The sequence below is a fragment of the Aliiroseovarius sp. genome, from assembly GCF_030148435.1.
Classification (GTDB): Bacteria; Pseudomonadota; Alphaproteobacteria; order Rhodobacterales; family Rhodobacteraceae; genus JASBTN01.
Window position 1 is genome coordinate 60,028 of sequence record NZ_JASBTN010000001.1, and the last position, 25,667, is coordinate 85,694.

The following is a 25,667-nucleotide window of genomic DNA, read 5'->3' on the forward strand; positions in this document are numbered from 1 at the left end:
GGGCTGAAAATCAAAATCAGTCAACGAAGCCGGAAAATAACGTATGTTTTGACGAATTGGTACGGCGGCAAAGGCGAATCGCATGGATCCCACATTGAAAAACCGAACGATTTCAGCGTTGAAGCGGGAGATCCCCGACCTTTCACCGCGGTTGAAAACGGTGGCCAAGTATATCGTCGACCACCCGTCGGACTTCGGACTGGATCCGATCCGCGAGACCGCGCGCAAGTGCGGGGTGTCCACATACACCCTGGTACGCATGTCCGAACGCATGGGGTTTTCCGGCTACGAAGAGATGCGCGAACCCTTTCGCCATGCGCTGGTGTCCTCGACCGCTTTCGTGGAGCGGCCCGAGTGGGTTGATGCCCTGCGCGCGCGGGGCGAGTTGGGGCGCGTGCAGGCCGAAGCCTCGGTCAATACGATGGCGATCGTGCAGCGCTCTCTTGAGCGCCAGACGCCCGAACAGATGGAGCGTGTGGCAGCGATGCTGCTGGATGGGCGCAATGTCTATCTGACGGCGGTGCGGGCGAGCTACGCCATGGCCTATTACTTTCACTATGTGGGGCGTATGGCCTTGCCATCGCTGCAACTTATCCCGCGCCACATGAACAGTGCCATCGACGAACTGAACTATGCGGGGCCCGGGGACGTGATGATCGCGATTACCTTTACCCCCTATTCACGCGAAACCATCGAAGCTTGCAAATTTGCCCGCGACCGGGGGGTGAAACTGATCATGGTCTCCGACAGCGACGTGATTTCCAGCGAATTCACGGCGGATGAGACCCTTGTCGCCTCGGTCATATCGACGCACCACTTCGGATGTTACACCGGAGCGATGGCAATCATGGAAAACCTGCTGGCGCTCCTGGTCAAACTTGGTGGAAAAGATGCCAGGCAACGAATCAAATCCTATGAAGATCTGCGCAAGGACAACAACGCTTACTGGATCGCGCAAAAAAAACATTAGTTTTCGCGTGACAGAAGAAAAAACTTCGCCGACCTTCCTCGTTACCAAAACACAAGCGCGCCAAGCGCGGACCTATCTGTAAGTGGGAGAAACACAGATGAATATCAAACTTGCATTCAGCGGCGTGGTCGCCGCGGTCACTCTGGCGCTGGGCGGTGCTGCCGTTGCGCAAGAACAGCAATTCGTGACCATCGGAACCGGCGGCGTGACCGGCGTGTATTATCCGACCGGTGGCGCGATCTGCCGTCTTGTGAACAAGGGCCGCAAGGAACACGGCGTCCGCTGCTCGGTCGAATCGACCGGTGGTTCGGTCTACAACACCCGCACCATCCGTGCCGGTGAGCTGGACTTCGGCATCGTCCAGTCGGACGTCCAGGCCGCCGCCGTTGCCGGCACCGGAAAGTTCGCCGATGACGGCGCCTATCCGGAACTGCGCGCCCTGTTCTCGGTTCACCCGGAACCGATGCACCTGATGGCCCGCGCCGACAGTGGCATCGAGACTGTCGCCGACCTGGCCGGCAAGCGCGTGAACATCGCCAACCCCGGCTCAGGCACCCGTGTTCTGGCCGAGACCCTGATGAAGTATTCGGGCCTGAGCGCCGATGACTTCTCGCTGGCCGCCGAGCTGAAATCCTCGGAACAATCCGCAGCACTTTGCGACGGCAAGATTGACGCCACCATCTGGGCCGCTGGTCTGCCGAACGGGTCGAGCCAGGAAGCGACCTCGTCCTGCGACGTGAAGATCATCCCGCTGTCGGGCGCTGGCATCGACACCCTGCTGGCCGAAAACTCGGCCTATGCGGCGGCCGCCATCCCCGGCGGCATGTATCCCGGCAACCCGGACGAAATTCCGTCCTGGGGTCCGAAGGCGACCTTCGTGACTTCGGCCAACACCCCGGATGATGTGGTCTATGCGGTGGTTTCGGCGATCTTCGAGAACTTCGAGGACTTCAAGAAACTGCACCCCGCCTTCGGCCGCCTGAAGGAAAGCGAAATGATCGTGGACGGTCTGACCGCCGAACTGCACCCGGGCGCCCTGAAATACTACCAGGAACGTGGCTGGAAATAAGCGTTTGACCGGTTGAGAAAACTGCGACCTCCGGCGCCATGAGGCGGCGGGGGTCTTCGTGCTTTCAGGTTACGGGGACATGAGGGGCAAGATGTCACAAGACAGGACCGACACGCCGCAATCCGATCAGAATGACGCGGCGCTCGAAGATTTCATCGCCGACAGCGATACCGGCGGGCGCCAGCCTGACGATGCCTTCGGCAAGGCCGCGCTGTGGTACATTCCGCTGGTATGGTCGCTCTACCAGCTTTGGATCGCGTCACCGCTGCCCTTCATCCTGAAGGTCGGTGTGTGGAACGACACCCAGACACGGGCGATCCACCTGGGGTTCGCGGTGCTTCTGGCCTTCATCGCCTTCCCCGGGCTGAAAGGCAGCCCGCGCAACCGCATCCCGATCCCGACCTGGGTCCTGGCCGTGGTCGGTGCGCTGGCGTCCTCCTACCTGTTTTATAATTATGTCGGCGTGGCCAACCGGACCGGCAACCCGAATACGCTGGACCTTGTGGTGTCCGTCATCGGTATCGTGCTTCTGATGGAGGCCGCGCGCCGTTCGCTGGGCTTCCCGCTGATGGGCGTGGCGTTGTTCTTCCTGGCTTATGTCTTCTTCGGCTCCTGGTCGGGCCTTCCGGAAGTGATCCAGTGGAAGGGTGCCTCGATCAACAAGGCGATGAGCCACATGTGGCTGACCACCGAAGGCGTCTTCGGCGTGGCGCTGGGCGTGTCCTCGGGCTTTGTCTTTCTTTTCGTGCTGTTTGGCGCGCTTCTGAACCAGGCGGGGGCGGGCAACTATTTCCTGCAACTGGCCTTTGCGGCCCTGGGGCACCTGCGGGGCGGCCCGGCGAAAGCCGCGGTCATTGCCTCGGCGGCGACCGGCCTGATCTCGGGCTCGTCCATCGCCAACGTCGTCACCACCGGCACCTTTACCATCCCGCTGATGAAGAAGGTCGGCTTTCCCGCGACCAAGGCCGGCGCGGTCGAGGTCTCCTCGTCCATCAACGGCGTTCTGACCCCGCCGGTCATGGGCGCGGTGGCCTTCCTGATGACCGAATATGTCGGCATTTCCTATATCGAAGTGGTCAAGACCGCCATCGTGCCAGCCGCGATCTCATATGTCGCGCTGGTCTATATCGTGCATCTTGAGGCGCTCAAGATGGGCATGACCGGCACCTCGCGCATGCACCCGGTGAAGTTCATGCTGGGCGCGATCTTCATCATCGCCACGTCGATCGTTATCGCCGGGGGAACGCTGTTTCTGACCGGGCTGATCGTCGATGTGCTGCAAGGCGCGCTGGGTGCGGCTTCAACCTGGGTGATCGTGGTGATCATGGCGGTGCTTTATGTGCTGGCCGTACGCTTTGCCGCGGGTCAGAAGGATCTGGAAATGAGCATCGAGAGCATGCAGCATCTGCCGCCCACGCGCGAGATATTCAAGACCGGCATCCACTACATCATGCCGATCCTGCTGCTCATGTACCTCTTGATGATCGAGCGCAAATCGCCCGGCCTGTCGGCCTTCTGGTCGGCCATTGCCATGCTGGTGATCCTGGCCACGCAGAACCCGCTCAAAGCCTATTTCCGGGGTCAGAGCGATATAGGTGCGCAGATCCGTCAGGGGATTGTCGATATCGCCGACGGGTTGATCATCGGTGCGCGCAACATGATCGGTCTGGCGGCGGCCATGGGTGTCGCGGGTATTATCGTCGGCGCCGTGACCCTGACCGGGATCGGTCAGGTGATGGCCGAATTCGTCGAGTTCCTGTCGGGTGGCAACCTGCTGGCGATGCTGTTCTTCGTGGCGCTGATTTCGATCATCCTGGGCATGGGCCTGCCGACCACGGCGAACTATATCGTCGTGTCGTCGCTGATGGCCGGTGTGGTGGTCGAACTTGGGGCGCAGAACGGGCTGATCGTGCCGCTGGTCGCGGTGCACATGTTCGTCTTCTATTTCGGGATCATGGCGGATGTGACGCCACCCGTCGGGCTGGCGAGCTTCGCTGCCGCCGCGATTTCGAAGGGCGACCCGCTGCGCACCGGCTTCCAGGCGTTCTTCTATTCGATCCGCACGGCGCTGCTGCCCTTCCTGTTCATCTTCAACACCGACCTGCTCTTGATCGACGTCGGCCCGGTGCAGGCGATCTTCGTCTTCGTCGTGGCGCTGATCGCGATGCTTCTGTTCGCGGCGGGCACGATGGGTTTCTTCATGGTGCGTTCGCGCATCTGGGAAAGCGCGGTCCTGTTGCTGGTGGCCTTTACCCTGTTCCAGCCGGGCTATTTCCTGAATCAGCTGCAGCCCGAGTTCGAAACCCGCGCGGGGGCCGAGATTTTCGACATGGCTCAGGCGGCGGAGGCAAATGGTTCGCTGCGCGTACGTCTGACGGGGGAAAGCCTGGAGGGCGATCCGGTGGATGCGCGCTTCTTGCTGCCGATGGGCGAGGCAGGCGCGGATGGCGCCACCCGGCTCTATGACGGGGCCGGGCTGGAGCTTCGCGACGAGGAGGGCAAGCTCTTTGTCGACAACCTGAACTTCGGTGGGCCAGCCGAACAACTGGGCATCGATTTCGACTGGGAGATCGTGGAGCTTGAGGTTCCCGCCGACCGCCCGCCGAAGGAGCTGTTCTATATCCCCGCCTTCCTGCTGCTGGCTGCGGTTTACCTGCTGCAAATGCGGCGCAAGGGCGCTCAAGAGGAAGGAGTACCGGCATGACGAATCATGTTCTCTGCGCGATCGACCTGACCCACCTTGAGGCGGAAAAGCCGCTTCTGCGTCGCGCCGCCGAGCTGGCGGATTTCTACGGCGCGTCACTGTCCGTGGTCACGGTTATCCCGGATTACGGCATGTCGATCGTCGGCTCCTTTTTCCAGGAAGGCACGATGAAGGCGGCCGCGGCCTCGGCCAGCGAGCAGTTGCATGCCTTCGTGGCCGACACCCTGCCAGGTGTCGACGCCGTGCAGCATATTGTCGAGGTCGGAACCGCCTACGAGCAGATCCTGGATGCGATCGAACGTTCCAAGGCGGATCTGGTGGTGATCGGTGCGCACAAGCCGAACCTGATGGACAAGCTACAGGGGCCGAACTCATCGCGCGTGGCGCGCAAGGCGCCCTGCTCGGTGCTGATCGTGCGCGACTGAACTGCGTTCCCCCCGGCGCCATGGGCACGCCGGGGAGAGGGGTGCCATGTCCTGAAAGCAAAGAAATGGTTGGTCGGACCGTGTCCATGGCCCACTGACAAAGCATAGGCTCCGCGCATGGCGCCAAGCGTACTGACCAGCGCGCAGGACAGGGTGCACCGGGTGTCATGGGGTTGCCGTCGCATGGCGCGGGGAGGAATGCGGAAGGCCTGCCCGCGCGACGTCTTCCGCCAGCGTGATCCGGGTCAGGTTCAAAGGGTAGGTCTCAGCCCAACCCAAGTTCAGGCGCCCCTGTCACGACGCCACCTAAGGGAAATAACCCCGCCGAGCAAAGTGGTTCAGGGCGGGCGGTGTGTTCACTCTGCGCGGCTGTGCCCCCGGTCACGCCGATCCAGCATCCGCCCCATAGTCAGCACCGCCACCGCCAGTCCCGCGAACAGCGCCATGGTCAGGCTGATCGCCAGGTTGGTGCCATCGAAGAGCGACGAAGCGATGAACGCGCCGAGGCTGGCCATGACCATCTGCAGTGCGCCCATCAGCGAGGCCGCGAAACCGGGCATGTCACCCGCGGGTTCCATCGCCGCCGCCATCGAGGTGGGCAGGATGATTCCGAAAGCCGCCACGTAGAGACATACGCCGCCCCAGAAGGCGGGCAGGGAGGGGTCGGCAAAGGCCAGCCCCAGGTTGACCAGCCCGGCCAGGCCCAACAGGCTGACCGCCAGGGTTCCGACCTGGCGCAGGCTGATCCGGGTCAGCAATTGGCGCGCAAACAGCGCGCCGCCCGTGTTTACCCCGGCCACGATCGCAAAGAGCGCGCCGAAGGCCTCGGGCGAGACACCGTAGCGCTGCTCGGCAATGATCGCGCCGGTGGCCCCGACCGAGACATAGCCGCCGAACGTCAGCCCGCCCACCGCCATCGGCACCAGGTAGGAGCGGGTGGTCAGGAGCCGGGCCCCCGCGCTGCGGATGAAGCCCAGGGTGAAACGCTCGGGCCTTTTCTCGCCGCCGGTTTCGCCCAGGGAAAACCAGGTGTAGGTTGCAAAGACCATGGCCAACAGGGCCAGGAAAACAAAGATCGCGCGCCAGGAAAACAGGATCAGCAGGCCCGAGCCCAGCACCGGTGCGAACATGGTGGCCATGGTCAGGATCGCGCCCAGCACGGTCATGATCCGCGCGGCTTCCTCGCCATGGGCCACATCGCGCACCATGGCGCGGGCAATGATCGGCGAGGCGCCGAACAGCCCCTGGATGAAACGGGCGATCAGCAGGCCCTGGAAACTCGCGGCCATCGCGCAGGCCAATGAGGCAAGGGTAAACCCCGCAAGCGTCATCAGAAGCGCGCGCCGCCGCCCGAAGGCATCCGAAAAGAGGCCCCAGAACAGCTGCCCCACCGCATAGGCGATGAAATAGAGCCCGACCAGCAGCGCGCCCTGTTGCTCCGGTGCGCCAAAACTGCGGGCAACCACGCCGGTGGAGGGCAGCACGATGTCCACGCTGACGGCGGTCAGCGCGGTGATGCCGCCCAGGAAGACCACCGTGTCGGTGCGGTCCAAGGCGGGTTTTGTGGCCGTTTTTCGAGCCATGCGGGCGTCCCTAAAGGAAAACGCCCCGCCGGGTCGGGCGGGGCGATGCGTTGAGCGTCGTGTTACAGATCGGCCAGGCGCGAGAGGGCTTCGTTGATCTTGGCCTCCTCCGCCTCGCGCGCGGCGAGGTTGGCGCGGGCTTCCTCGACCACCTCGTCAGGTGCGCTGGCGACGAATTTCGGGTTGTTCAACCGGCCCCGCAGCCCGCCCAGTTCCTTGGCGAGCTTGCCGAGGGTCTTTTCCAGCCGCGCCTTTTCGGCGTCCACGTCGATGATGTCCGCCAGCGGCAGGGCGAAGGCGCCACCGTCCACGGGCACGGTGATGCAGCCCTTGGGCAGTTCCGCCCGTTCGGTCAGGCTGTCGATCCGCGCCATGCGTTTGATCAGCGCCTCGTTGCCCGCCCAGGCGGCGCGACCGGCCGCGTCCATCTCCTGCAGGATCACCGGGATCTTCAGGCCGGCGGGCACATGCACCTGGGCGCGGGCCGAGCGGATATTGTCGATCACCTGAATTACCCAGTTGAGCTCGGCGCTCGCAGCCTCGTCGACCAGTTCGGCGCCATAGGTCGGCCAGTCGGCATGCACCAGCATCTTCTGGCGCTCGGATATGTCGCCCCAGAGCTGTTCGGTGATGAACGGCATGATCGGGTGCAGAAGCACCAGGCACTGGTCGATCACCCAGGCCATGGTGGCGCGGGTCTCGGCCACGACGGCGGCGTCATCGGAGTTCAGGAGCGGCTTGGCGAACTCCAGATACCAGTCGCAGACCTTGCCCCAGACATAGGCGTAAAGCCCGTTGGCGGCCTCGTTGAAACGGTAGCCGTCCAGCGCCTCGTCCACCATGATGCGGGCCTTGGCGGTTTCGCCGACGATCCATTTGTTCACGGTCTGGGTGACGGCGGCCGGGTCGAAATCAGCAGACGGTTTGCAGTCGTTCATCTCGGCAAACCGCGCGGCGTTCCACAGCTTGGTGCCGAAGTTACGGTAGCCCTTGATGCGTTCTTCGCTGAGTTTCAGCACCCCACCGATGGCCGCCATCGAGGCATTGGTAAAGCGCAGCGCATCCGCGCCGTATTCGTCGATGATCTCCAGCGGGTCGATGACATTGCCCGTGGTCTTGGACATCTTCTTACCCTTCTCGTCGCGGACAAGCTGGTGCAGGTAGACCGTGTGGAAGGGGATCTCATCCACCACCGCCAGCTGCATCATCATCATGCGCGCGACCCAGAAGAACAGGATGTCGAACCCGGTGATCAGCACATCGGTCGAGAAGTATTTCTGCATCTCGTCCGTGTCGGCAGGCCAGCCCAGGGTGCCGATCGGCCAGAGGCCGGAGGAGAACCAAGTGTCGAGAACGTCTTCGTCACGGGTCAGCGCCTTGCCACCGGCCATTTCCACTGCCTCGGCTTCGGTCGCGGCGCAATATTCCTTTCCGTCCTCATCATACCAAACCGGCACCTGATGGCCCCACCAGAGCTGGCGTGAAATGCACCAGGGCTCGATGTTCGCCAGCCAGTGGTAATAGGTCTTCTCGCCGCTCTCCGGGATGATCTTGGTGCGGCCTTTGCGTACCGCGTCCAGCGCGGGCCCGACGATTTTCGCCGTGTCCACATACCATTGGTCGGTCAGGAAGGGCTCGATCGCGACCTTCGAGCGGTCGCCATGCGGGACCATGTGGCGGTCTTCGTCGATGCCGTCCAGCCAGCCGTTGTCATGTGCTTCGGTGACGATGGCGTCGCGGGCCTCGTAGCGGTCCATGTCATGGAAACGCACCACGGTGTCGGCCAGCATTTCGGGGTCGCAGCCCTCGGCGAAGTCGGCATTGTCCTTCAGGAACATCTGCGCGCGGGTGCCCATCACGTTGATGATGCGCAGGCCGGTGCGCTTGCCCACGTCGCGGTCGTTGAAGTCGTGGGCGGGGGTGATCTTCACCGCACCCGTGCCCTTTTCCGGGTCGGCGTAGTCGTCGGCGACAATCGGGATGGACCGCCCACAGAGCGGCAGTTTCACGGTCTTGCCGATCAGGTGCTGATAGCGTTCGTCGTCCGGGTGCACGGCCACGCCGGTATCGCCCAGCATGGTTTCGGGCCGGGTGGTGGCGACGACCAGATAATCGCGGGTTTCGCGGGCGATCTCGTTGCCGTCCTCGTCCTTGGTAATGTGGGTATAGGTCTGCCCACCTTCCAGCGGATAGCGCAGGCGCCACATTTTGCCGTTCACCTCGATCTGCTCGACCTCGAGGTCCGAGATGGCGGTTTCAAAGTGCGGATCCCAGTTGACCAGGCGCTTGCCCTTGTAGATCAGACCCTTGTTATACATCTCCACGAAAACCTTGATGACGGCATCGTGGAAATTGCCCTTGGCGTCGGCCGCAGGGGCGCCGGGGGCGCCGGACATGGTGAAGGCGTTGCGCTCCCAGTCGCAGGAGGAGCCGAGGCGCTTCAGCTGGTTGACGATGGTGCCGCCGTATTCGCCCTTCCATTCCCAGACCTTCTGCAGGAAGGCGTCGCGGCCCAGTTCGCGCCGGCCGGGTTGCTGGGTGGCGGCCAGCATCTTTTCGACCTGCAGCTGGGTGGCAATGCCCGCGTGGTCCTGCCCGGGCTGCCACAGCGTGTCGAACCCGCGCATGCGGTGCCAGCGCACCAGGATGTCCTGCAGCGTGTTGTTGAAGGCATGGCCCACGTGCAGCGCGCCGGTCACATTGGGGGGCGGGATCATCACGCAGAAGCTCTCGTCGCGCGAGGCGTTGGCGCCTGCGCGGAAGGCACCGGAGACCTCCCATGCGGCATAGATTTCGCCCTCGCGGGCTTGGGCGTCAAAGGTTTTTTCCATGGCCATGGCGGTCTGTCCCAGCGTGTGAAAATGCGTCCGGGGACATGTAGCCGAAGGGCGGGGCAAGGGGAAGGGCGTTGTCAGCTCGTGCGGCCGCGCCACGCGTGTTGTCCCGCGCCCGGACCGGGCAGGGTAGGTCAGGTCATGACATCGGGTGCAGTGCGGCCGGTACGGGTGGCAATGCCGGCGATCTGATCCACGGCGCGGGCCAGCGGGGCGAGCACCTCCTGCGTGTCCAGCCCGTGGTTGCCCTCCGGCCCCTCGAACCGCTCCAGGTATACACGCAGGGTGGCGCCTTCGGTGCCGGTGCCCGACAGGCGCAAAACGGCGCGTTCGCCGGTGGTGAACTGCAGGATGATCCCCTGCCGCGCGCTGGTCGAACCGTCGATCGGGTCGAGATAGGCGAAATCCTCGGCGTTGGAGACCCCAAGCCCGGCAAACGTGCGCCCGCTCAATCCGGGCAGGGTGGCGCGCAGGTCGGCCACCAGGGCTTCGGCCTCGGGCTTCGGCAGCGCTTCGTAGTCATGGCGCGAATAGTAGTCGCGTCCGAAACGGGCCCAGTGGTCGACCATGATTTCGGCGACGCTCTGGCCGCGCCTTGCGAGGATGTTCAGCCAAAGGAGCACAGCCCAGAGCCCGTCCTTTTCGCGCACATGATCCGACCCGGTGCCCGCGCTTTCCTCGCCGCAGATCGTGATGCGGCCATGGTCCAGAAGGTTGCCGAAGAACTTCCACCCCGTGGGCGTCTGAAACGCCTCGATCCCCAGCGCCCTGGCCACCCGGTCGGCGGCAGCAGACGTCGGCATCGAGCGCGCCACGCCGGAAATCCCGCCCGCGTAGCCCGGCGCCAGTTGGGCGTTGGCCACCAGCACCGCCAGACTGTCCGATGGCGTTACATACGCCCCGCGCCCGAGGATCATGTTGCGATCGCCATCCCCATCGGAGGCAGCCCCGAAGTCCGGTGCCTCGGAGCCCATCATCAGGTCGAAAAGCACGTGGGCCCAGACCGGGTTCGGGTCCGGATGACCGCCGTTGAAGTCTTCGCTGGGCACGCCGTTGACAACCGTTCCGCGGGCCGCGCCCAGACGGCGCTCAAGGATCTCGATCGCATAGGGGCCGGTCACGGCATGCATGGCGTCGAAGCACATGGTAAACCCGTTTGCGAACAGTGCGCGAATGGCGTCGAAATCGAACAGCTGTTCCATCAGATCGGCATAGTCGCTGACCGGGTCCACCATTTCGATGATCATGTCGCCCAGGGGGGCCTCGCCCAGCGTGTCGAGCGCGGGGGCGTCGTTGTCCAGGATGAGGTAACGGCTGATCGCGCCACTGGCCGCAAAGATCGCGTCCGTCACGGCCTCGGGGGCGGGACCGCCGCTCGCAACGTTCAGCTTCAGGCCGAAGTCCCCGTCGGGCCCGCCCGGGTTGTGGCTGGCCGACAGGATCAGCCCGCCATCGGCCTGGCGGGTGCGGATGAGATGCGACGCGGCGGGGGTGGACAGAAGCCCGTCCCGACCGACGATCATGCGCGTCACCCCGTTGGCCGCCGCCATGCGCAGCACCGTCGCCATCGCCGCCTTGTTGAAGAAACGCCCGTCACCGCCCAGCACGAGGGTTTTGCCCTCAGCCCCCCAGGCGTCAAAGATGGCCTGGACGTAATTTTCCAGATACCCGGGTGTGCTGAACTCGGTCACTTTCTTGCGCAGCCCGGACGTGCCGGGCTTCTGCCCGTCGATGGGTGTGGTGGAAACGGCTTGTACCTGCATGTCGCTATCCCTTGAAAGAACTGCTCACCATAACGCGGTGGGCGCGGAAGCTTTATCAGTAGATTTCGTCAAAATTGGGGTGGCGGTTCACCGCCGTTTTTAGCCCAAACGGTCAATCCGGGTCGAGAGATGTATGAGGCTTTCCGAGCTCTTGACCCCGTCAATCTCGCCGATTGCATCCAGCGCGGCGTCCAGTTCGGCGGTCGAGCGGGCGGCCAGCTTCAACACCATGTCGAACCGTCCGGAGGCGGTATGGGCGACCTCGACCGTTGTCAGGGTCTTCAGCCGCGCCAGCACCGCCGGGGTCGAGCGTGGCTCCAATGACAACAATACGGTGGCGTGAATCTGATCCCCTCTTGCGCCATCGCCCAGTTTCAGCGCATAGCCCGCGATTATACCGCGTTCCTCAAGCCGTTCGATTCGGGCCTGTACAGTTGATCGTGCCAGTCCCAGCCGCCGGGCCAGGGTGGCCACCGGCAGACGGGCGTTTCCTTCGAGTTGAGCGAGCAATTCGCGGTCTGTGTCGTCCATGTGTCGTCTCTAGGCGTCGTTTTGTCGTATGGTATGCGACATTTTGTCATTTCCGCCACTAGAAATCGCCGGACTCAGCCTGAAAACTGAAGGAAAGCGCGACGGTTCACCCGAAGGATCAAACTCATGAGCAGACCCCTGTCGATCTGGCCCACGGCCCTGACCCATCTGAAAGCCGAGCATCCGGAGCATCCGGTGCTCTATTTCGCCCCGTCGGTCCTGCAGGACACGGCGCGCCGGTTTCTGGCCGGGTTCGACGGCATTGTGACCTATGCAGTCAAGGCAAATGACGCCCGCGTGGTGATCGAGAACCTGCTGGCCGCGGGCATAAGCGGTTTCGACGTGGCGAGCCCCGCCGAGATGCGCAAGATGCGTGCGATCAGCGCATCGGCGGATCTGCATTATAACAACCCGGTGCGCAGCCCCGCCGAAATCCGCGAGGCGGCGGCTATGGGTGTGTGTTCCTATTCGGTCGATGGCATGAGCGAGTTGGCCAAGCTGATAGGAATCGTGCCTCCAGAAGGGGTCGAGGTTTCGGTTCGCTTGCGCCTGCCGGTCGAAGGGGCGGCCTATGACTTCGGTGAGAAGTTCGGCGAGGATCCGGATGGCTGCGTACGCCTCTTGAAGGCGGTGGCCGAGGCCGGGTTTACCCCGTCCATGACTTTCCACCCCGGTACGCAATGTGCCGATCCCGCCGCATGGACCGCCTATATCCAGACCTGCGCCGACGTGGCCGAGCGGGCGGATGTGCGTCTGGCGCGGCTGAACGTGGGGGGGGGATTTGCCGCCAATAGGGGGGTGGTGCCGGATCTCGAGGCGATTTTCGACGCCATCCACACCTCCGTGGCCGAGGCTTTCGGCAGCAAAGCCCCGACCCTGGTCTGTGAACCGGGGCGCGCCATGGTGGCCGAGGCCTACGCCTTGGCCACACGGGTCAAGTCGGTGCGCGAATGCGGGTCGATTTTCATCAATGACGGCATTTATGGCGGATTTGCCGAAGCCCTTCTGATCGGTGTGGTCGAACGGGTCAGCGTGGTCCGCCCCGATGGTTCCGGCGTCACCGGCCCGACGATGGAGCGTATCGTCTACGGCCCGACCTGCGACAGTGTCGACCGCTTGCCGGGCGCCCTGCGGTTGCCAGAGGCCCTGAACGAGGGGGACTATCTGATCTTTGGGGGGATGGGCGCCTATTCCACCGCGACCGTCACCCGGTTCAACGGGTATGGCGCCATTCGCGTGATCACGGTTCGGTCAGCGGGCAACTGACGCTCTGGACAGGTCCCGCCTGGCACGGCACGTTTGTATAACGCGGGGGGTTAACCACCGGTTTACCCTGTCCGCGCCAAGATGGTGGGATGATACAGGAGCAGCAGCGCGTGTTCGAGCGCATCAGGAAATGGCTCGTCGGCAAGGTCCAGACGCGAAGCCCCGCCCGTCCGGTGCGGGGGCGGGTGAACCACGTGGTGATCCTGGACGGCACCATGTCCACGCTCGATCCGGGGGAAGAGACCAATGCCGGCCTGACCTACCGCCTGCTTTGTGACGCACCGGCAAGTGCGCGCCTGTCGATCATGTACGAGGCCGGCATCCAGTTCGAAACCTGGAAACACTCGTGGCACGTGGCGACCGGGGTGGGGATCAACCGCCAGATCCGCCGTGCCTACGGGTTCCTGGCCTCGCGCTATCGCCCCGGGGACCGGATTTTCCTGATGGGATACTCACGCGGCGCCTTTGCCGTACGCTCGCTGGCCGGGGTGATCGACATGATTGGCCTTCTGAAACCGGAACATGCCACCGAACGCAACGTGCGCGAAGTCTACCGCCATTACCAGAACGACCCGGAAAGCGCTGCGTCGTCACGGTTTGCCGAGCTTTACTGCCACGAGGAGGCCACGATCGAAATGATCGGTGTCTGGGACACGGTAAAGGCGCTGGGCCTGCGCTGGCCGCTTGTCTGGCGCTGGTTCGAGCCGTTGCACCGGTTCCACTCCACCCACCTGGGCAGCTCGATCCGACACGGGTATCACGCCCTGGCCCTGGACGAGACACGCGATGCCTTCGAACCGGTGTTGTGGAGCAGCAATGGTGATTGGGGCGGGCGGGTCGAACAGGTCTGGTTCCGCGGCACCCATGGGGACATCGGCGGACAGCTGGGCGGGTTCCACCCCGCACGTCAGCTCGCGAATATCCCGCTGGTCTGGATGCTGGGCAAGCTGGAAGGGCACGGGATTGAATTGCCGCAGGGATGGCGCGACCGGTTTCCCTGCGATGCGAACGCTCCTTCGACCGGCACAAGGCGGGGGTGGGGCAAGATGTTCGTCTATCGCCACAAGCGCAAAGTCGGGTTGGACCCGTCCGAGCGGCTGTTCAAGGCAGGCCGCATGCGCAGCGCCTCACCGGTGCAGCCGCCCGGCACCCTGCGCCACGGTCACTGAGCCCGTGTGCCTTAACGCATCTTCATGACAATGCAGGTGGTCGACCCGGTGGCATAGGGCTTTCCATCCTCGACCCCGCGCAACTCGGACACGGCGACACCGGTCGAGCGGCCGGAGTGTTGCGAAGTGCCCACTGCCTCGATCTCGGTGCCCGGCTTGATCGGGCGGATGATGTTGGTCTTGAACTCCAGCGTCGTATAGGTCGATCCCTTGGGCACCAGGGTCATCACCGCGCAGGCCATGCAGCTGTCCGCCAGCGTACCGTACCAGCCGCCATGGACCGTGCCCATCGGGTTGCTATGGTCGAACCCCGGCGTGCAGCGAAAGGACACGCGGCCCTCTTCGACGCTGTGCAGGTCGTAGTTCAGGACCCGGCTGATCGGCGGAGCGGGCAAGGTGCCATTCAGGATTCCCTGCATGAACTCTAGCCCGGACAAGGACAGAAGGCTATCCCGGTCCAGCAACTATTCGGGTTTGGGCGCGAAGTTCGTTGGAGCGCTCCTTGGACGTATCAGCAGGAGGCTGGGGTGGGGAGCGCACCGGGCAAGAGTGACGTTGGCTTCCGCCTGTCCGGGACGCGGCGTCCCGCGCCTGGATCAGGCGACGTCGCGCAGCTGAATCTGAGGGGTGATCCCCAGAGCGTGAGCCACCACACGGGTCAGGGCGGGCTTGTTCAGCGTGTAGAAATGCAGGTCTTCGACCCCGCCGTCGATCAGCTCGCTGCAGAGCTCCGTGCAGAGCGCGGTGGACAGCAGATCCTCGCGGTCGTCACGTTTGGCCTTGGCATAGGCATCGTCCAGCCATGCGGGCACCTGGGTGCCGCAGCGCCGGGCGAAGCGCTTCACGCCGTCCCAGTTTTCGATCGGCAGGATACCGGGGATGATCGGCACGTCGATCCCGGCCTTCTCGCAGGCGTCGCGGAAGCGGAAGAACGTGTCGGGCTCGAAGAAGAACTGGGTGATGGCCGAGGTCGCGCCGGCATCCACCTTGCGCTTCAGCCAGGCCACGTCGGCAGCGGTATCCGCGGCATCCGGGTGCGGTTCGGGATAGGCGCCGACGCGAATGTCGAACCCTTCGCCCGCCAACGCCTCGATCAGTTCGAGCGAATTGGCGAAGCCTTCGGGATGCGGTGTGAACCGTTCGGCCCCCTTGGGGGCATCCCCGCGCAGCGCCACGATCTCGCGTACGCCCTGTTTGGCGTAGCCTCGGGCGATCTCCAGCGTTTCTTCACGGGACGCTTCGACGCAGGTCAGATGTGCCGCGACATTCAGACCGTAATTGCGGTGGATCGTGCCGACGGCCTCATGGGTCAGGTCCCGGGTGGTGCCGCCCGCCCCATACGTGACCGAGACAAAGCTCGGGTCCAGCGGAGCCAGTTCACGCACGGTGTCCCAGAGCCGGAACGACGCGTCGAGCGATTGCGGCGGGAAGAATTCGAACGAGATACGGGGCGTGGTCATCGGGGCACCTTTGGTTTGGGTTGCCCTCTTGTGCCTGATCCCCATCTGTGAAACAAATTCATAATTCTCACGAAGATCATGAGGATCACACATGTATCTCGAATTCCGCCACCTGCGCACCATTCGCGCGATCCACGAAGCGGGTGGGCTCGCGCGGGCTGCCGACATGCTGCATATCACCCAGTCAGCCCTGTCCCACCAGGTCAAAGGGCTGGAGGAGCAGGTGGGGATGGAGCTGTTTCACCGCCGCTCGAAACCGATGAAGCTCAGCCCGGCGGGGATGAAGCTCCTCCGTCTGGCCGAACGCATCCTGCCCGAGGTTGCCGCGCTGGAGGAAGAATTCCGCGCGCTGAAATCCGGCCGTTCGGGGCGAATGCATATCGCGATCGAATGCCACGCCTGTTTCGAATGGCTGTTTCCGGTGCTCGACGGGTTCCGCCATGCCTGGCCCGAGGTTGACGTGGACATCCGCATGCGCCTGGCCTTTGACGCGCTGGAGGCGCTGCGGCGCGAGGAGGTCGACTTCGTCGTGACCTCGGACCCGGTCGACACACCCGGGATCACCTATTCGCCGCTGTTCGACTACGAACCCCGGTTCGTGGCACCCGCCACCCATCGTCTGGCCGATCGCGAGTTCATCACACCCGAGGATTTCGAGGAGGAAATGCTGATCACCTATCCGGTGGAACGCTCAAAACTGGACATCTTCACCGCGCTTCTGACACCCGCCAGGGTCGAACCCCGCGCGCAGCGTCAAGTCGAGCTGACCGAGGTTATCCTGATGCTGGTTGCCGCGGGACGCGGGGTCACGGTGCTGCCCGACTGGGTGCTGAGGGACGTGAAATACAACCCGGATTACATTACAAAACCGATCACCGAAGCGGGCCTGTCCAAGCGCATGTATGCTGCCACGCGCGAAGAGGATGCCCTGAAACCCTATATCGCCCATATGATCCGGCTGGCCCGGACAGAGCCAGTTAAGCTCCAGCGTGCGTGAAGGCTTGGCAAGCGGCCCCGCGCCGCGTATACGCGCGGCTTGAGTCTAAGGAGCCGTCCCATGCAAGGCAGTGCAAACCTGAACGTGATGATCAAGGCCGCCCGGAAAGCCGGGCGCAGCCTGGTGAAGGATTTCCGCGAGGTCGAGAACCTGCAGGTCTCGATGAAAGGGGCGGGGGACTTTGTCAGCCGCGCCGATATCGCCGCCGAAAAGATCATTCGCGAAGAGCTGATGGAAGCGCGCCCGAACTATGGCTGGCTGGCCGAAGAGAGCGGTGAGACCCCTGGCACGGACCCGACCCGTCGCTGGATCGTCGACCCGCTGGATGGCACCACGAACTTCCTGCATGGTCTGCCGCATTGGGCGATTTCGATCGCGCTTGAACACAAGGGCGAGATCGTCGCGGGCGTGGTCTTCGACGCCGCCAAGGACGAGATGTTCTATGCCGAAAAAGGCGCGGGGGCCTGGCTCAATGAAAGCCGGCTGCGCGTCTCGGGCCGCAACCGCATGATCGAATCGATCTTTGCCACCGGGCTGCCCTTCGGTGGACGCTCGGACCTGCCGGCCACCCTGCAGGACTTGGCGCGCCTGATGCCGGCCTGCGCCGGGGTGCGCCGCTGGGGCGCTGCCGCGCTTGACATGGCCTATGTCGCTGCGGGCCGCTACGACGGGTTCTGGGAACGCCGCCTGAACGCCTGGGATATCGCCGCGGGCATCGTCATCGTGCGCGAAGCGGGCGGGTTGATCGAGCCGTTGGACCCCGCAGGCAGCCTTCTCGAGGATGGCGAGGTGGTTTGCGGGAACGAACCGATTTTCGAAAAATTCTCGAAAGTCATTCGCGATTCTTGAGCCGAATTCGGCGGGTTCCCCGGACCCATGTCATGGCTGGCCGCAATTTCGCCGGATTTCGATGGCAGATTGAACGGCATGATGCGTATTTTTTATAACTTCCGGGCGAAGTTCGTCCGAGACGAGAGCGGTGCCGTGACCGTGGACTGGGTTGCCTTGACCGCGGTGGTTGTTGGAATGGGCCTGGCAGCAGGCTTTACGGTCGGGTCGAGTGTACCGGAAGTTGGCGACAATTTGTCCTCCTACATGGCCAACAGGGATGTAAACCCCTACGATTGAGTGTCGTAGCGGTGGGGATCTCGACACCCGGTCCTATTTCCGGCGGCGGACCACCGGGATGCCCGTGCGGCTGTAGCGCGCGGCAGGATGGTCCGGGTGGCCCTGGCTGCGGCGCCAGAATGCGGGCCCGCCTTCGCGCAGCCACTTGGGCAGCACCCACAGGAAGCCGACGACAAAGCCCCCGGCATGGGCCCAGTAGGCCACGCCTGCGTCCGCCCCGGCCGCGCCGTTGAACAGTTGCAGCCCGAACCAGACCACCAGCATCAGCCAGGCGGGCACCGGGAAAATCTTGAAAAAGACGATGAAGATGATCAGCACATCGACCCGCGCCCGCGGAAACAGCAGCAGGTAGCCCCCCATTACCCCCGCGATCGCCCCCGAGGCGCCGATCATCGGCGCCAGGCTGGTTGGATCCGCGGCAAATTGCAGACCTGCGGCGCCCAGGCCCGAGGCGAGATAGAAGAGGATGAAGCCCAGGTGGCCAAGCTCGTCTTCCAGGTTGTCGCCAAAGATGAACAGAAACAACATGTTGCCTGCCAGATGCATGAAGCCGCCGTGCAGGAACATCGAGCTGACAAAGCCGCCGTAGCCCATGCCCTCGCTGACCTTGGCGGGCACAAGCCCCCAGTCCCAGTAGAAAAGCGCCAGTGCCCGGTCCCCTTCCAGCGATGTGGTCATGAACAGGAACACAACGATGTTCGCCGCCATCAGCGCATAGGTGACATAGGGGGTTCGTTCGGACGGGTTGTGGTCGCGGATCGGGAACATGGGGTCAAACTCCCCGATCCGCGTGAGGGCGTCAAGCGTTGGCGGCCAGCAGTTCGGCATTGCCGCCGGAGGCGGTGGTGTCGACGCAGAGATGCCGTTCGGCCAGCACGTGGTCGGCCCGCGGCGTTCCGGTGATCAGCGGCAGGATCGCCCCCGGGCGCGCGGCCAGGGCCCGTACGATCTCACGCGCGGTCCCGTCATCGCCCCACCAGATTACTCCACCTATTTCGTGAATGGTTTCAAGGTGATAGGCCGGGAGTCTGTCGGCCAGAACAGCCTGGCCACCGGCCGCTTCGACGGCATTGGCCTGCGCCTGCGCAGCTTCACCGGGTCCCATGCAGAGGAAGGGCTGGCGGGGCAGGGTGGTCAGGCGGTTGAGCTCCCCGGTCGGGCCGGGCAGGTCCTGGGTGGTCACGATGCCGGGTGGCGGTGTGACCTGGGCCAGGGCGACGGTCACGTCGGTCAGGTCCATGCGCGGGCTGTCCGGCGCCTCGACCCGCGGCCTGTCATCGGCGCAGAACCGTTTCAGGTAGTCGGGACCACCCGCCGTGGGGCCGGTGCCGGACAGACCCTCGCCGCCAAATGGCTGGCTGCCCACCACAGCGCCGATCTGGTTGCGGTTCACATAGGTGTTGCCGACCTGCAACCGGTCGGCCACGTGCTGTACGCGATCGTCAATCCGGGTGTGCAACCCGAAGGTCAGCCCGTAGCCACGCCAGTTGATATCGTCGATCACGCGGTCCAGATCCTCGGCCCTGAACCGGGCGACATGCAGGATCGGGCCGAAAACCTCGCGCTCGAGATCGTTGATACCCTTCACGGAAATCGCGGTGGGTGGGATGAACTTGCCGCCAGTTGGTGGGCGGTTTGCAACCAGCGTGTCGCAGCCCGCGGCATAGGAGGCGATGCTCTCAAAGGCCTCGTCGTCGATCACCGGTCCCAGATCGGTCGAGAGATCCCAGGGGTTGCCCTGTTTCAGTTCGGCCATCGCGCCCTTGAGCATGGCGAGGAACCCGTCAGCGATATCGTCCTGCACATAAAGGCAGCGCAGGGCCGAGCAGCGCTGACCGGCGCTTTGGAAGCTCGACGCCAGCACATCGGCCACCGCCTGTTCGGGCAGGGCGGTCGAATCGACGATCATCGCATTCAAGCCCCCGGTTTCGGCAATCAGCGGCGCCTCGGGGGACATGTGTTCAGCCATGGCGCGGCGGATGATCTGCGCGGTTTCGGTCGAGCCGGTAAAGGCCACGCCGTTCACCCGTGCGTCGCCGGTCAGAGCGGCGCCCACCGTGAGGCCATCGCCGGGCAACAGTTGCAGAACTTCGCGCGGGACGCCCGCCTGGTGCAGCAGTTTCGTGGCTTCGAAGGCGATCAGCCCAGTCTGTTCGGCGGGTTTCGCCAGCACGCCATTGCCAGCGGCCAGCGCGCCCGCGATTTGCCCGGTAAAGATCGCCAGCGGGAAGTTCCACGGCGAGATGCAGGTAAAGATACCGCGGGCCGGGGCATCGAGCGTCGGGATGCGCGAGGCATAATAGCGCAGGAAATCAACGGCTTCGCGCAGCTCTCCCTGGCAGTCCGGCAGCGTCTTGCCCGCCTCGCGCGCCAGCAGCGCGAAAAACGGACCCAGGTGCGCCTCGTAGAGGTCGGCGGCCTTGTTCAGCACCTCGGCGCGGGTGGCGGCGTCTGCCTCCCACCGGATGGCGGCAGCCAGCGCGGTTTGAACGTCCTTGGCCGAGGCCGGGGTCAGGGTGCCAACGGCGCTGCCGTCACTGGGGTTGATGACCTCCCAGTCCTCGCCACCCTCGACTTCGCCGGCGATCAGCGGTTCGGCGGCGAAGACCACCTCGCGGAAGGGCGCGCGGGCGGCCTCGATCTGTTCCAGGTGCGGCTCGTGAGTCAGGTCGAGCCCCTTGGAATTCGCGCGGGCAGGGGCGAAAAGCTCGGGCCCGGTGGGGATATGCGGGTGCTCTGCTTCAAGCGCATCGAAGGGGCAGGCGGCGACCTCCTCGGGGGGCACGTCCTCGTCCACGATCTGGTTCACGAAGGAGCTGTTGGCGCCGTTCTCCAGCAGGCGACGGACCAGATAGGCCAACAGGTCGCGGTGGGCGCCGACCGGGGCATAGATGCGGCAGCGGGTGCTTTCCGCCGTCAGGATGATGTCGTGCAGGCGCTCGCCCATGCCGTGAAGACGTTGGAATTCAAAGGCCTGCTTGTCCCCGGCCATGTCCAGAATGGCGGCGGCGGTATGGGCGTTGTGTGTGGCGAACTGCGGGTAGATACGATCGGTCAGGCCCAGCAGTTTGCGCGCATTGGCGATGTAGCTCACATCGGTGGCCGCTTTCGACGTAAAGACCGGGAAGGCGTCCAGCCCTTCGACCTGGGCCAGCTTAATCTCGCTGTCCCAATAGGCCCCTTTCACCAGGCGCACCATGATCTTGCGGTCATGGCGCGTTGCCAGCTCGTAGAGCTGGTCCAGAACCGCACCGGTGCGCTGGCCATAGGCCTGCACCACCACGCCGAACCCGTCCCAACCGGCCAGCGCCGGATCGGCGAGGACCGCCTCGATCACGTCCAGCGACAGCGACAGGCGATCGGCCTCCTCGGCGTCGATGTTGAAGCCCATGTTCCCGGCCTTGGCCAGTTGCGCCAGCGACGAGACCCGCGGCACCAGCTCACGCATCACCCGGTCCTTCTGGGCCCGCTCATAGCGCGCATGCAGCGCCGAGAGCTTGACCGAGATGCCCGGGTTGTTGCGGATGTCGTCTGCCTTGCAGGCCACGGCGATCTCGGAAATCGCATTGGCATAGGCCATCTGGTAACGGCGTGCATCGGCATCCGTGCGCGCGGCCTCGCCCAGCATGTCGTAGGAATAGGTATAGCCCTTTTCCTCCATCGCCTGCCCGCGTTTCATCGCCTTTTCAATGGTTTCTCCCAGCACGAACTGCGCGCCCATTTCTTTCATCGCACGGCCGGTGGCGGTGCGGATGACCGGTTCGCCCAGCCGTTTCACTGCGCCCCGAAGAGTGCCCAGCACGCCCGGTTCGGCATCTTCCAGAACCTTGCCGGTCAGCATCAGCGCCCAGGTCGATGCATTGACCAGTGCCGAGGTCGACTGTCCCTTGTGACGGCCCCAGTCGGAGGGGGCGATCTTGTCTTCAATGAGTGCGTCGATCGTATCCGCGTCTGGCACGCGCAGCAGCGCTTCGGCCAGGCACATCAGCGCAATGCCCTCGTCGGTCGACAACCCGTATTCGGCCAGGAAAACCTCCATCAACCCGGGGTCCGAGCTCTCACGGATCTGTCGCACGAGCTCTGCGCCCCGGGCGGAAATCCGGGCGCGGGCCGTTTCATCCAGATTGGCCAGGGCAATCATCTCGGCCACACGGGCCGCTTCCGGGGCGTATTTCAGGCTGTCGATGGTAAAGCGATGGGTCATGGGTGTTCTCTCCGTTACGCCTATATTACCCCTTGCATGGCGGACGGGTTTCCTGAAATTATGTCCGTTGAAGGCGAAGTGACCGAAGTGGGGGGTGAAATGCGGGAAGAAGGAGAAGCGCGGCTGGACCGACACGATCGGATGATTCTAGAGATCCTGTCCACCGAGGGGCGCTTGCCGATCACCGAGCTCGCCCGGCGCATAGGACTGTCGAAAAGCCCGACCCAGGCGCGGCTGCGGCGGCTGGAAGCGGATGGGGTCATCACAGGCTACCGCGCGCTGATCGACCCGATTCGCATCGGCCGGGACCACGTGGCCTTTGTCGAGGTCAAGCTCAGCGACACCCGCGAGGCGGCGTTGTCGGCCTTCAACGCGGGTGTGGTGAAGATCCCCGAGGTCGAACAATGCCACATGCTGGCGGCGGAATTCGACTACCTGTTGAAAGTGCGCTGCCGCGACATGCGCGACTATCGCCGGGTGCTGGGCGAGGCGATATCCTCCTTGCCCCATGTGGCCCATTCGACCACACATGTGGCGATGCAGGCGGTGAAGGAGGGCCCTCTCGGCGATGTGAGTTGACCGCACGGGATGCTCGGGCAGGATGGAACTATGCGTTGGATTGTCTTTGCCCTTCTGGCCGGGCCCGCGTTTGCAAACTGCCCGGCTGCACCCGAAATCGACGCGCCGCTGCGCGTCTTGATCGATGAGGCGCGGGCGGCGCCGGATGAGCGCGCCGCGCGGGCCGTGACCGGGGACATGTGGGCACTCTGGACCCGGGCGCCGGATGACCATGCGCAAACCCTGCTGGAAAATGGTCGGGCGCGTTTGCGGCAATCCGACCTGGTCGGTGCCGAACGGCTGTTCTCCGAACTGATTTCCTACTGTCCGGACTATGCCGAAGGCTACAACCAACGCGCTTTCGCCTATTTCCTTCTGGGCGACTTTGCACTGGCCCTGCCTGACCTCGACGCGGCGCTGGAACGCTCGCCCCTGCACGTGGCGGCGATGGCGGGACGTTTCCTGACCCTGCGCGCATTGGGCCGCGAGACCGAGGCGCAGGACACCCTGCGCGCGGCGCTGGAGCTGAACCCCTGGCTGCCGGAACGCGCCTTTCTGACCAGCGAGCGCTGAGCCCTCTGGACACTCGTTTCCTCCGCGCTATTGTCCCCGCATCAGGGCCCCAGCCCAATGCCCGCGTGGTGGAATGGTAGACACAGGAGACTTAAAATCTCCAGGCCGTACAGGCCGTGCCGGTTCGAGTCCGGCCGCGGGTACCACAGGGACGGCGCAGAGCAACAATTTCGTGCAGGCGCCGCCTCGGCCTCTTTTGCTGTCTGGACTGCGCGCGGATTGCTTTTCTGCCGCGCTCATGGCACGCGGTTTGTCAGCGGTCGGGTTGCAGCAGGGAGGCGCAGGTGCAGGACAGCTATGATGTGGTGATTGTCGGGGGCGCGATGATCGGGTCTTCGGTGGCGTGGCATCTGATCTCGGACCCCGGGTTTGACGGGCGGGTGTTGGTCATCGAACGCGACCCCAGCTACCTGACCTGTTCCACGGCACATACCAACAGCTGTATCCGGATGCAGTTCTCGACCCCGCTGAATGTGCGGGTCAGCCAATATGGTGTTGATTACGTGAAGAATTTCCGCGCGCGCATGGGCGATGAGCGGGTGCCGGAGATCCATATGCATGCCTTCGGATACATGTATCTGGCGGGGGATGAAGCGGCTGCCGAAACCCTGCGTGTGAACCAGCACATGCAGGCCGGGCTGGGCGCGGCAACCCGACTCTTGACCCCGGATGAGCTTGCAGCGCAATACCCGTTCTATGACCTCGACGGCATTGTTCTGGGCAGTCACAATCCGGTGAACGAGGGCTATTTCGACGGCACCACCATGTTCGACTGGTGGCGGCGCCTGGCGCGCGAGCGGGGTGTCGAATTCCTGCATGACGAGGTGGTCGGTATGCGCTGCGAGGCCGGGAGGGTGGTCGCGGTCGATCTGGCCTCGGGCGGTGAAGTGGCCTGTGGCATGGTGGTGAACGCGGCGGGGCCGCGCGCGGGTCGTGTGGCGGCGATGGCGGGGCTTGAGCTGCCGGTCGAACCGCGCAAACGCTACACATGGGTGGTGGAGGCGGCCAGTCCGCTGGGACAGGACCTGCCGTTGACCATCGACCCCTCGGGTGTGCACGTGCGCACCGACGGCAGATACTACATGATCGGCGCGACGCCGGACGAGGATCCGGCGGTTGAGCCGGATGACTTTGTCGAGGACTTCTCGCTTTGGGAGCAGAAGGCCTGGCCCGCCGTGGCGACCCGCATTCCGCAATTCGAGGCATTGCGCGTGGTGAACTCCTGGGTCGGGCATTATGCCTTCAACACGGTGGATCAGAACGCGGTGCTGGGGCCGCATCCGGAGCTGGAGAACTTTCTCTTCGTCAACGGCTTCTCGGGGCATGGGTTCCAGCAGGCCCCGGCGATGGGGCGGGGTGTGGCGGAGTGGATCCTTCACGGCGAATACCGCACGCTGGACTTGTCGGATTTCGGCTTCGCGCGGCTGGCGAGGGGCGGCATGGATTCAGAGCTGCGCGTGATCTGAAAGGCGGGCTCCCGCCCTGCAGCTGCGCATCAGAGAGGCGTGCGACGGATTGGGCGTAGCACTTTTTTTGTACGGGAAGCGCCGCTGGGGGCTTTGCCCCCGTCCCGGGTCCCGGGACTCCCCCAGGATATTTTTGGCAAGATAAGGAGAGGGATGGCGCTGCGACTCTGTAGCGCGGGCTCTTGTAGTTCGGCCCGATTGCGCCACATCATTGTTGCGCCCGGTTTCTCGCGTCATGATTGCGTCAAGGAGGTCCGATGGCAGAGCGGATATTTCACACGTCGGGAATTACCAAGATCTACCGCACGGACGCAGTGGAGGTGCAGGCGCTGCGCGGGGTGAATGTGGAGCTGTTCTCGGGCGAACTGGCGGTGCTGCTCGGTGCTTCGGGCTCGGGCAAGTCGACGCTGTTGAACATTCTGGGCGGGTTGGACAGTGCCACGGGCGGGCAGGCGTGGTTCAGGGATCAGGAATTGACGGCGATGAAAGACCGGGCTCTGACTCGATATCGCCGCGACCACGTGGGTTTCGTTTTCCAGTTCTACAATCTGGTGCCCAGCCTGACGGCGCGCGAAAACGTGGCCCTGGTGACAGAGATTTCGCGCAACCCGATGCGTCCCGAGGAGGCGCTGGAGCGGGTTGGGCTGGACCATCGCATGGACCATTTCCCGGCCGAGATGTCGGGGGGCGAACAGCAGCGCGTCGCCATTGCGCGCGCGATTGCCAAGCGGCCCGAAGTTCTGCTTTGCGATGAACCCACGGGGGCGCTGGACAGCAAGACCGGGGTGCAGGTGCTGGAGGCCCTGGACCGGATCAATACCGACCTGGGCACCACCACCGTGGTCATTACCCACAATGCGGGCATTCGTGCGATGGCGCATCGGGTGATCCTGTTCGCGGACGGCAATATCAGCGAGATCGTCACCAATGACACCCGCGTCCACCCGTCCGAGATCGTGTGGTGAGC

Annotated in this window: 21 protein-coding genes, 1 tRNA gene and 1 riboswitch; of the genes, 14 read left to right on the forward strand and 8 right to left on the reverse strand. The window is 64.1% G+C overall.

From position 1 onward, the window contains the following. The first annotated feature begins 82 nt into the window (after nt 1–82). From Q1V43_RS00290 to Q1V43_RS00305, 4 genes are all read left to right on the forward strand, one after another. On the forward strand, nt 83–970 hold the full coding sequence (locus tag Q1V43_RS00290; RefSeq protein WP_300512736.1) for a MurR/RpiR family transcriptional regulator: 888 nt from the start codon (nt 83–85) through the stop codon (nt 968–970). Between the two features lie 97 nt (nt 971–1,067). Continuing rightward, entirely contained in the window at nt 1,068–2,039 is a 972-nt protein-coding gene (locus Q1V43_RS00295) for a TAXI family TRAP transporter solute-binding subunit (RefSeq protein ID WP_300512738.1), read from the forward strand. A 91-nt stretch (nt 2,040–2,130) separates the two neighbouring features. Continuing rightward, the gene (locus tag Q1V43_RS00300; protein WP_300512740.1) at nt 2,131–4,743 is read left to right on the forward strand and encodes a TRAP transporter permease; all 2,613 of its coding nucleotides are present in this window, start codon (nt 2,131–2,133) and stop codon (nt 4,741–4,743) included. Then, nucleotides 4,740–5,168 (forward strand): universal stress protein, encoded by a 429-nt coding sequence (locus Q1V43_RS00305; RefSeq protein WP_300512742.1) that lies wholly within the window; start codon nt 4,740–4,742, stop codon nt 5,166–5,168. Before Q1V43_RS00300 ends, Q1V43_RS00305 begins: the two co-directional genes overlap by 4 nt. A 205-nt stretch (nt 5,169–5,373) precedes the next feature. Continuing rightward, nucleotides 5,374–5,471, reverse strand: a riboswitch (TPP riboswitch). 53 nt (nt 5,472–5,524) lie between these two features. On the opposite strand, the gene Q1V43_RS00310 is transcribed toward Q1V43_RS00305, so the two are convergent. From Q1V43_RS00310 to Q1V43_RS00325, 4 genes are all read right to left on the reverse strand, one after another. Continuing rightward, the gene (locus Q1V43_RS00310) at nt 5,525–6,751 is read right to left on the reverse strand and encodes a multidrug effflux MFS transporter (protein ID WP_300512745.1); all 1,227 of its coding nucleotides are present in this window, start codon (nt 6,749–6,751) and stop codon (nt 5,525–5,527) included. A gap of 62 nt (nt 6,752–6,813) precedes the next feature. Beyond that, complete coding sequence (locus Q1V43_RS00315) at nt 6,814–9,588, reverse strand: valine--tRNA ligase (protein ID WP_300512747.1); 2,775 nt, start codon at nt 9,586–9,588, stop codon at nt 6,814–6,816. 131 nt (nt 9,589–9,719) lie between these two features. Next, nucleotides 9,720–11,348: an alpha-D-glucose phosphate-specific phosphoglucomutase gene (locus Q1V43_RS00320; protein ID WP_300512749.1), complete on the reverse strand. Its 1,629-nt coding sequence runs from the start codon at nt 11,346–11,348 to the stop codon at nt 9,720–9,722. A gap of 99 nt (nt 11,349–11,447) precedes the next feature. Further along, the gene (locus Q1V43_RS00325) at nt 11,448–11,879 is read right to left on the reverse strand and encodes an Lrp/AsnC family transcriptional regulator (RefSeq protein WP_300512751.1); all 432 of its coding nucleotides are present in this window, start codon (nt 11,877–11,879) and stop codon (nt 11,448–11,450) included. Between the two features lie 126 nt (nt 11,880–12,005). Between Q1V43_RS00325 and Q1V43_RS00330 the strand changes: the two genes are divergently transcribed. Both Q1V43_RS00330 and Q1V43_RS00335 read left to right on the forward strand, forming a co-directional pair. After that, a complete protein-coding gene (locus Q1V43_RS00330; RefSeq protein WP_300512753.1) occupies nt 12,006–13,145 on the forward strand; it encodes a type III PLP-dependent enzyme in 1,140 nt (379 codons plus the stop codon). Between the two features lie 173 nt (nt 13,146–13,318). Continuing rightward, entirely contained in the window at nt 13,319–14,314 is a 996-nt protein-coding gene (locus Q1V43_RS00335; RefSeq protein ID WP_300512947.1) for a DUF2235 domain-containing protein, read from the forward strand. 11 nt (nt 14,315–14,325) lie between these two features. Here the strand turns inward: Q1V43_RS00335 and Q1V43_RS00340 are convergent, their stop codons facing one another. Then, a complete protein-coding gene (locus Q1V43_RS00340; protein ID WP_300512755.1) occupies nt 14,326–14,778 on the reverse strand; it encodes a PaaI family thioesterase in 453 nt (150 codons plus the stop codon). A gap of 132 nt (nt 14,779–14,910) precedes the next feature. Beyond that, the gene (gene metF, locus Q1V43_RS00345) at nt 14,911–15,774 is read right to left on the reverse strand and encodes a methylenetetrahydrofolate reductase [NAD(P)H] (protein ID WP_300512758.1); all 864 of its coding nucleotides are present in this window, start codon (nt 15,772–15,774) and stop codon (nt 14,911–14,913) included. Nucleotides 15,775–15,865: 91 nt separating this feature from the next. Here metF and Q1V43_RS00350 point away from each other — a divergent pair, with 91 nt between their 5' ends. Genes Q1V43_RS00350 through Q1V43_RS00360 form a run of 3 tightly spaced genes read left to right on the forward strand, consistent with a single transcriptional unit; the run spans nt 15,866 to nt 17,899 of the window. Beyond that, nucleotides 15,866–16,771, forward strand: a complete 906-nt coding sequence (locus Q1V43_RS00350) for a LysR family transcriptional regulator (protein WP_300512760.1) — start codon at nt 15,866–15,868, stop codon at nt 16,769–16,771. A 60-nt stretch (nt 16,772–16,831) separates the two neighbouring features. Continuing rightward, complete coding sequence (locus tag Q1V43_RS00355; RefSeq protein WP_300512761.1) at nt 16,832–17,620, forward strand: inositol monophosphatase family protein; 789 nt, start codon at nt 16,832–16,834, stop codon at nt 17,618–17,620. 27 nt (nt 17,621–17,647) lie between these two features. Beyond that, complete coding sequence (locus tag Q1V43_RS00360) at nt 17,648–17,899, forward strand: hypothetical protein (protein WP_300512763.1); 252 nt, start codon at nt 17,648–17,650, stop codon at nt 17,897–17,899. Between the two features lie 33 nt (nt 17,900–17,932). On the opposite strand, the gene Q1V43_RS00365 is transcribed toward Q1V43_RS00360, so the two are convergent. After that, complete coding sequence (locus tag Q1V43_RS00365) at nt 17,933–18,667, reverse strand: rhomboid family intramembrane serine protease (RefSeq protein ID WP_300512765.1); 735 nt, start codon at nt 18,665–18,667, stop codon at nt 17,933–17,935. A gap of 31 nt (nt 18,668–18,698) precedes the next feature. Next, nucleotides 18,699–22,103 (reverse strand): bifunctional proline dehydrogenase/L-glutamate gamma-semialdehyde dehydrogenase PutA, encoded by a 3,405-nt coding sequence (gene putA / locus Q1V43_RS00370; protein ID WP_300512767.1) that lies wholly within the window; start codon nt 22,101–22,103, stop codon nt 18,699–18,701. Between the two features lie 99 nt (nt 22,104–22,202). Here putA and Q1V43_RS00375 point away from each other — a divergent pair, with 99 nt between their 5' ends. The 5 genes from Q1V43_RS00375 to Q1V43_RS00395 all read left to right on the forward strand — a co-directional run bounded on the left by Q1V43_RS00375 (nt 22,203) and on the right by Q1V43_RS00395 (nt 25,665). Beyond that, nucleotides 22,203–22,682 carry an Lrp/AsnC family transcriptional regulator gene (locus tag Q1V43_RS00375; protein WP_300512949.1) on the forward strand — a complete coding sequence of 160 codons (480 nt, stop codon included), beginning with the start codon at nt 22,203–22,205 and terminating at the stop codon, nt 22,680–22,682. A 30-nt stretch (nt 22,683–22,712) separates the two neighbouring features. Beyond that, complete coding sequence (locus Q1V43_RS00380) at nt 22,713–23,234, forward strand: hypothetical protein (protein ID WP_300512769.1); 522 nt, start codon at nt 22,713–22,715, stop codon at nt 23,232–23,234. A 59-nt stretch (nt 23,235–23,293) separates the two neighbouring features. Further along, nucleotides 23,294–23,380 (forward strand) — tRNA-Leu (locus tag Q1V43_RS00385). Between the two features lie 138 nt (nt 23,381–23,518). After that, nucleotides 23,519–24,700: an FAD-binding oxidoreductase gene (locus Q1V43_RS00390; protein ID WP_300512771.1), complete on the forward strand. Its 1,182-nt coding sequence runs from the start codon at nt 23,519–23,521 to the stop codon at nt 24,698–24,700. A gap of 257 nt (nt 24,701–24,957) precedes the next feature. Continuing rightward, entirely contained in the window at nt 24,958–25,665 is a 708-nt protein-coding gene (locus tag Q1V43_RS00395; RefSeq protein WP_300512773.1) for an ABC transporter ATP-binding protein, read from the forward strand. Nucleotides 25,666–25,667: the final 2 nt, after the last annotated feature.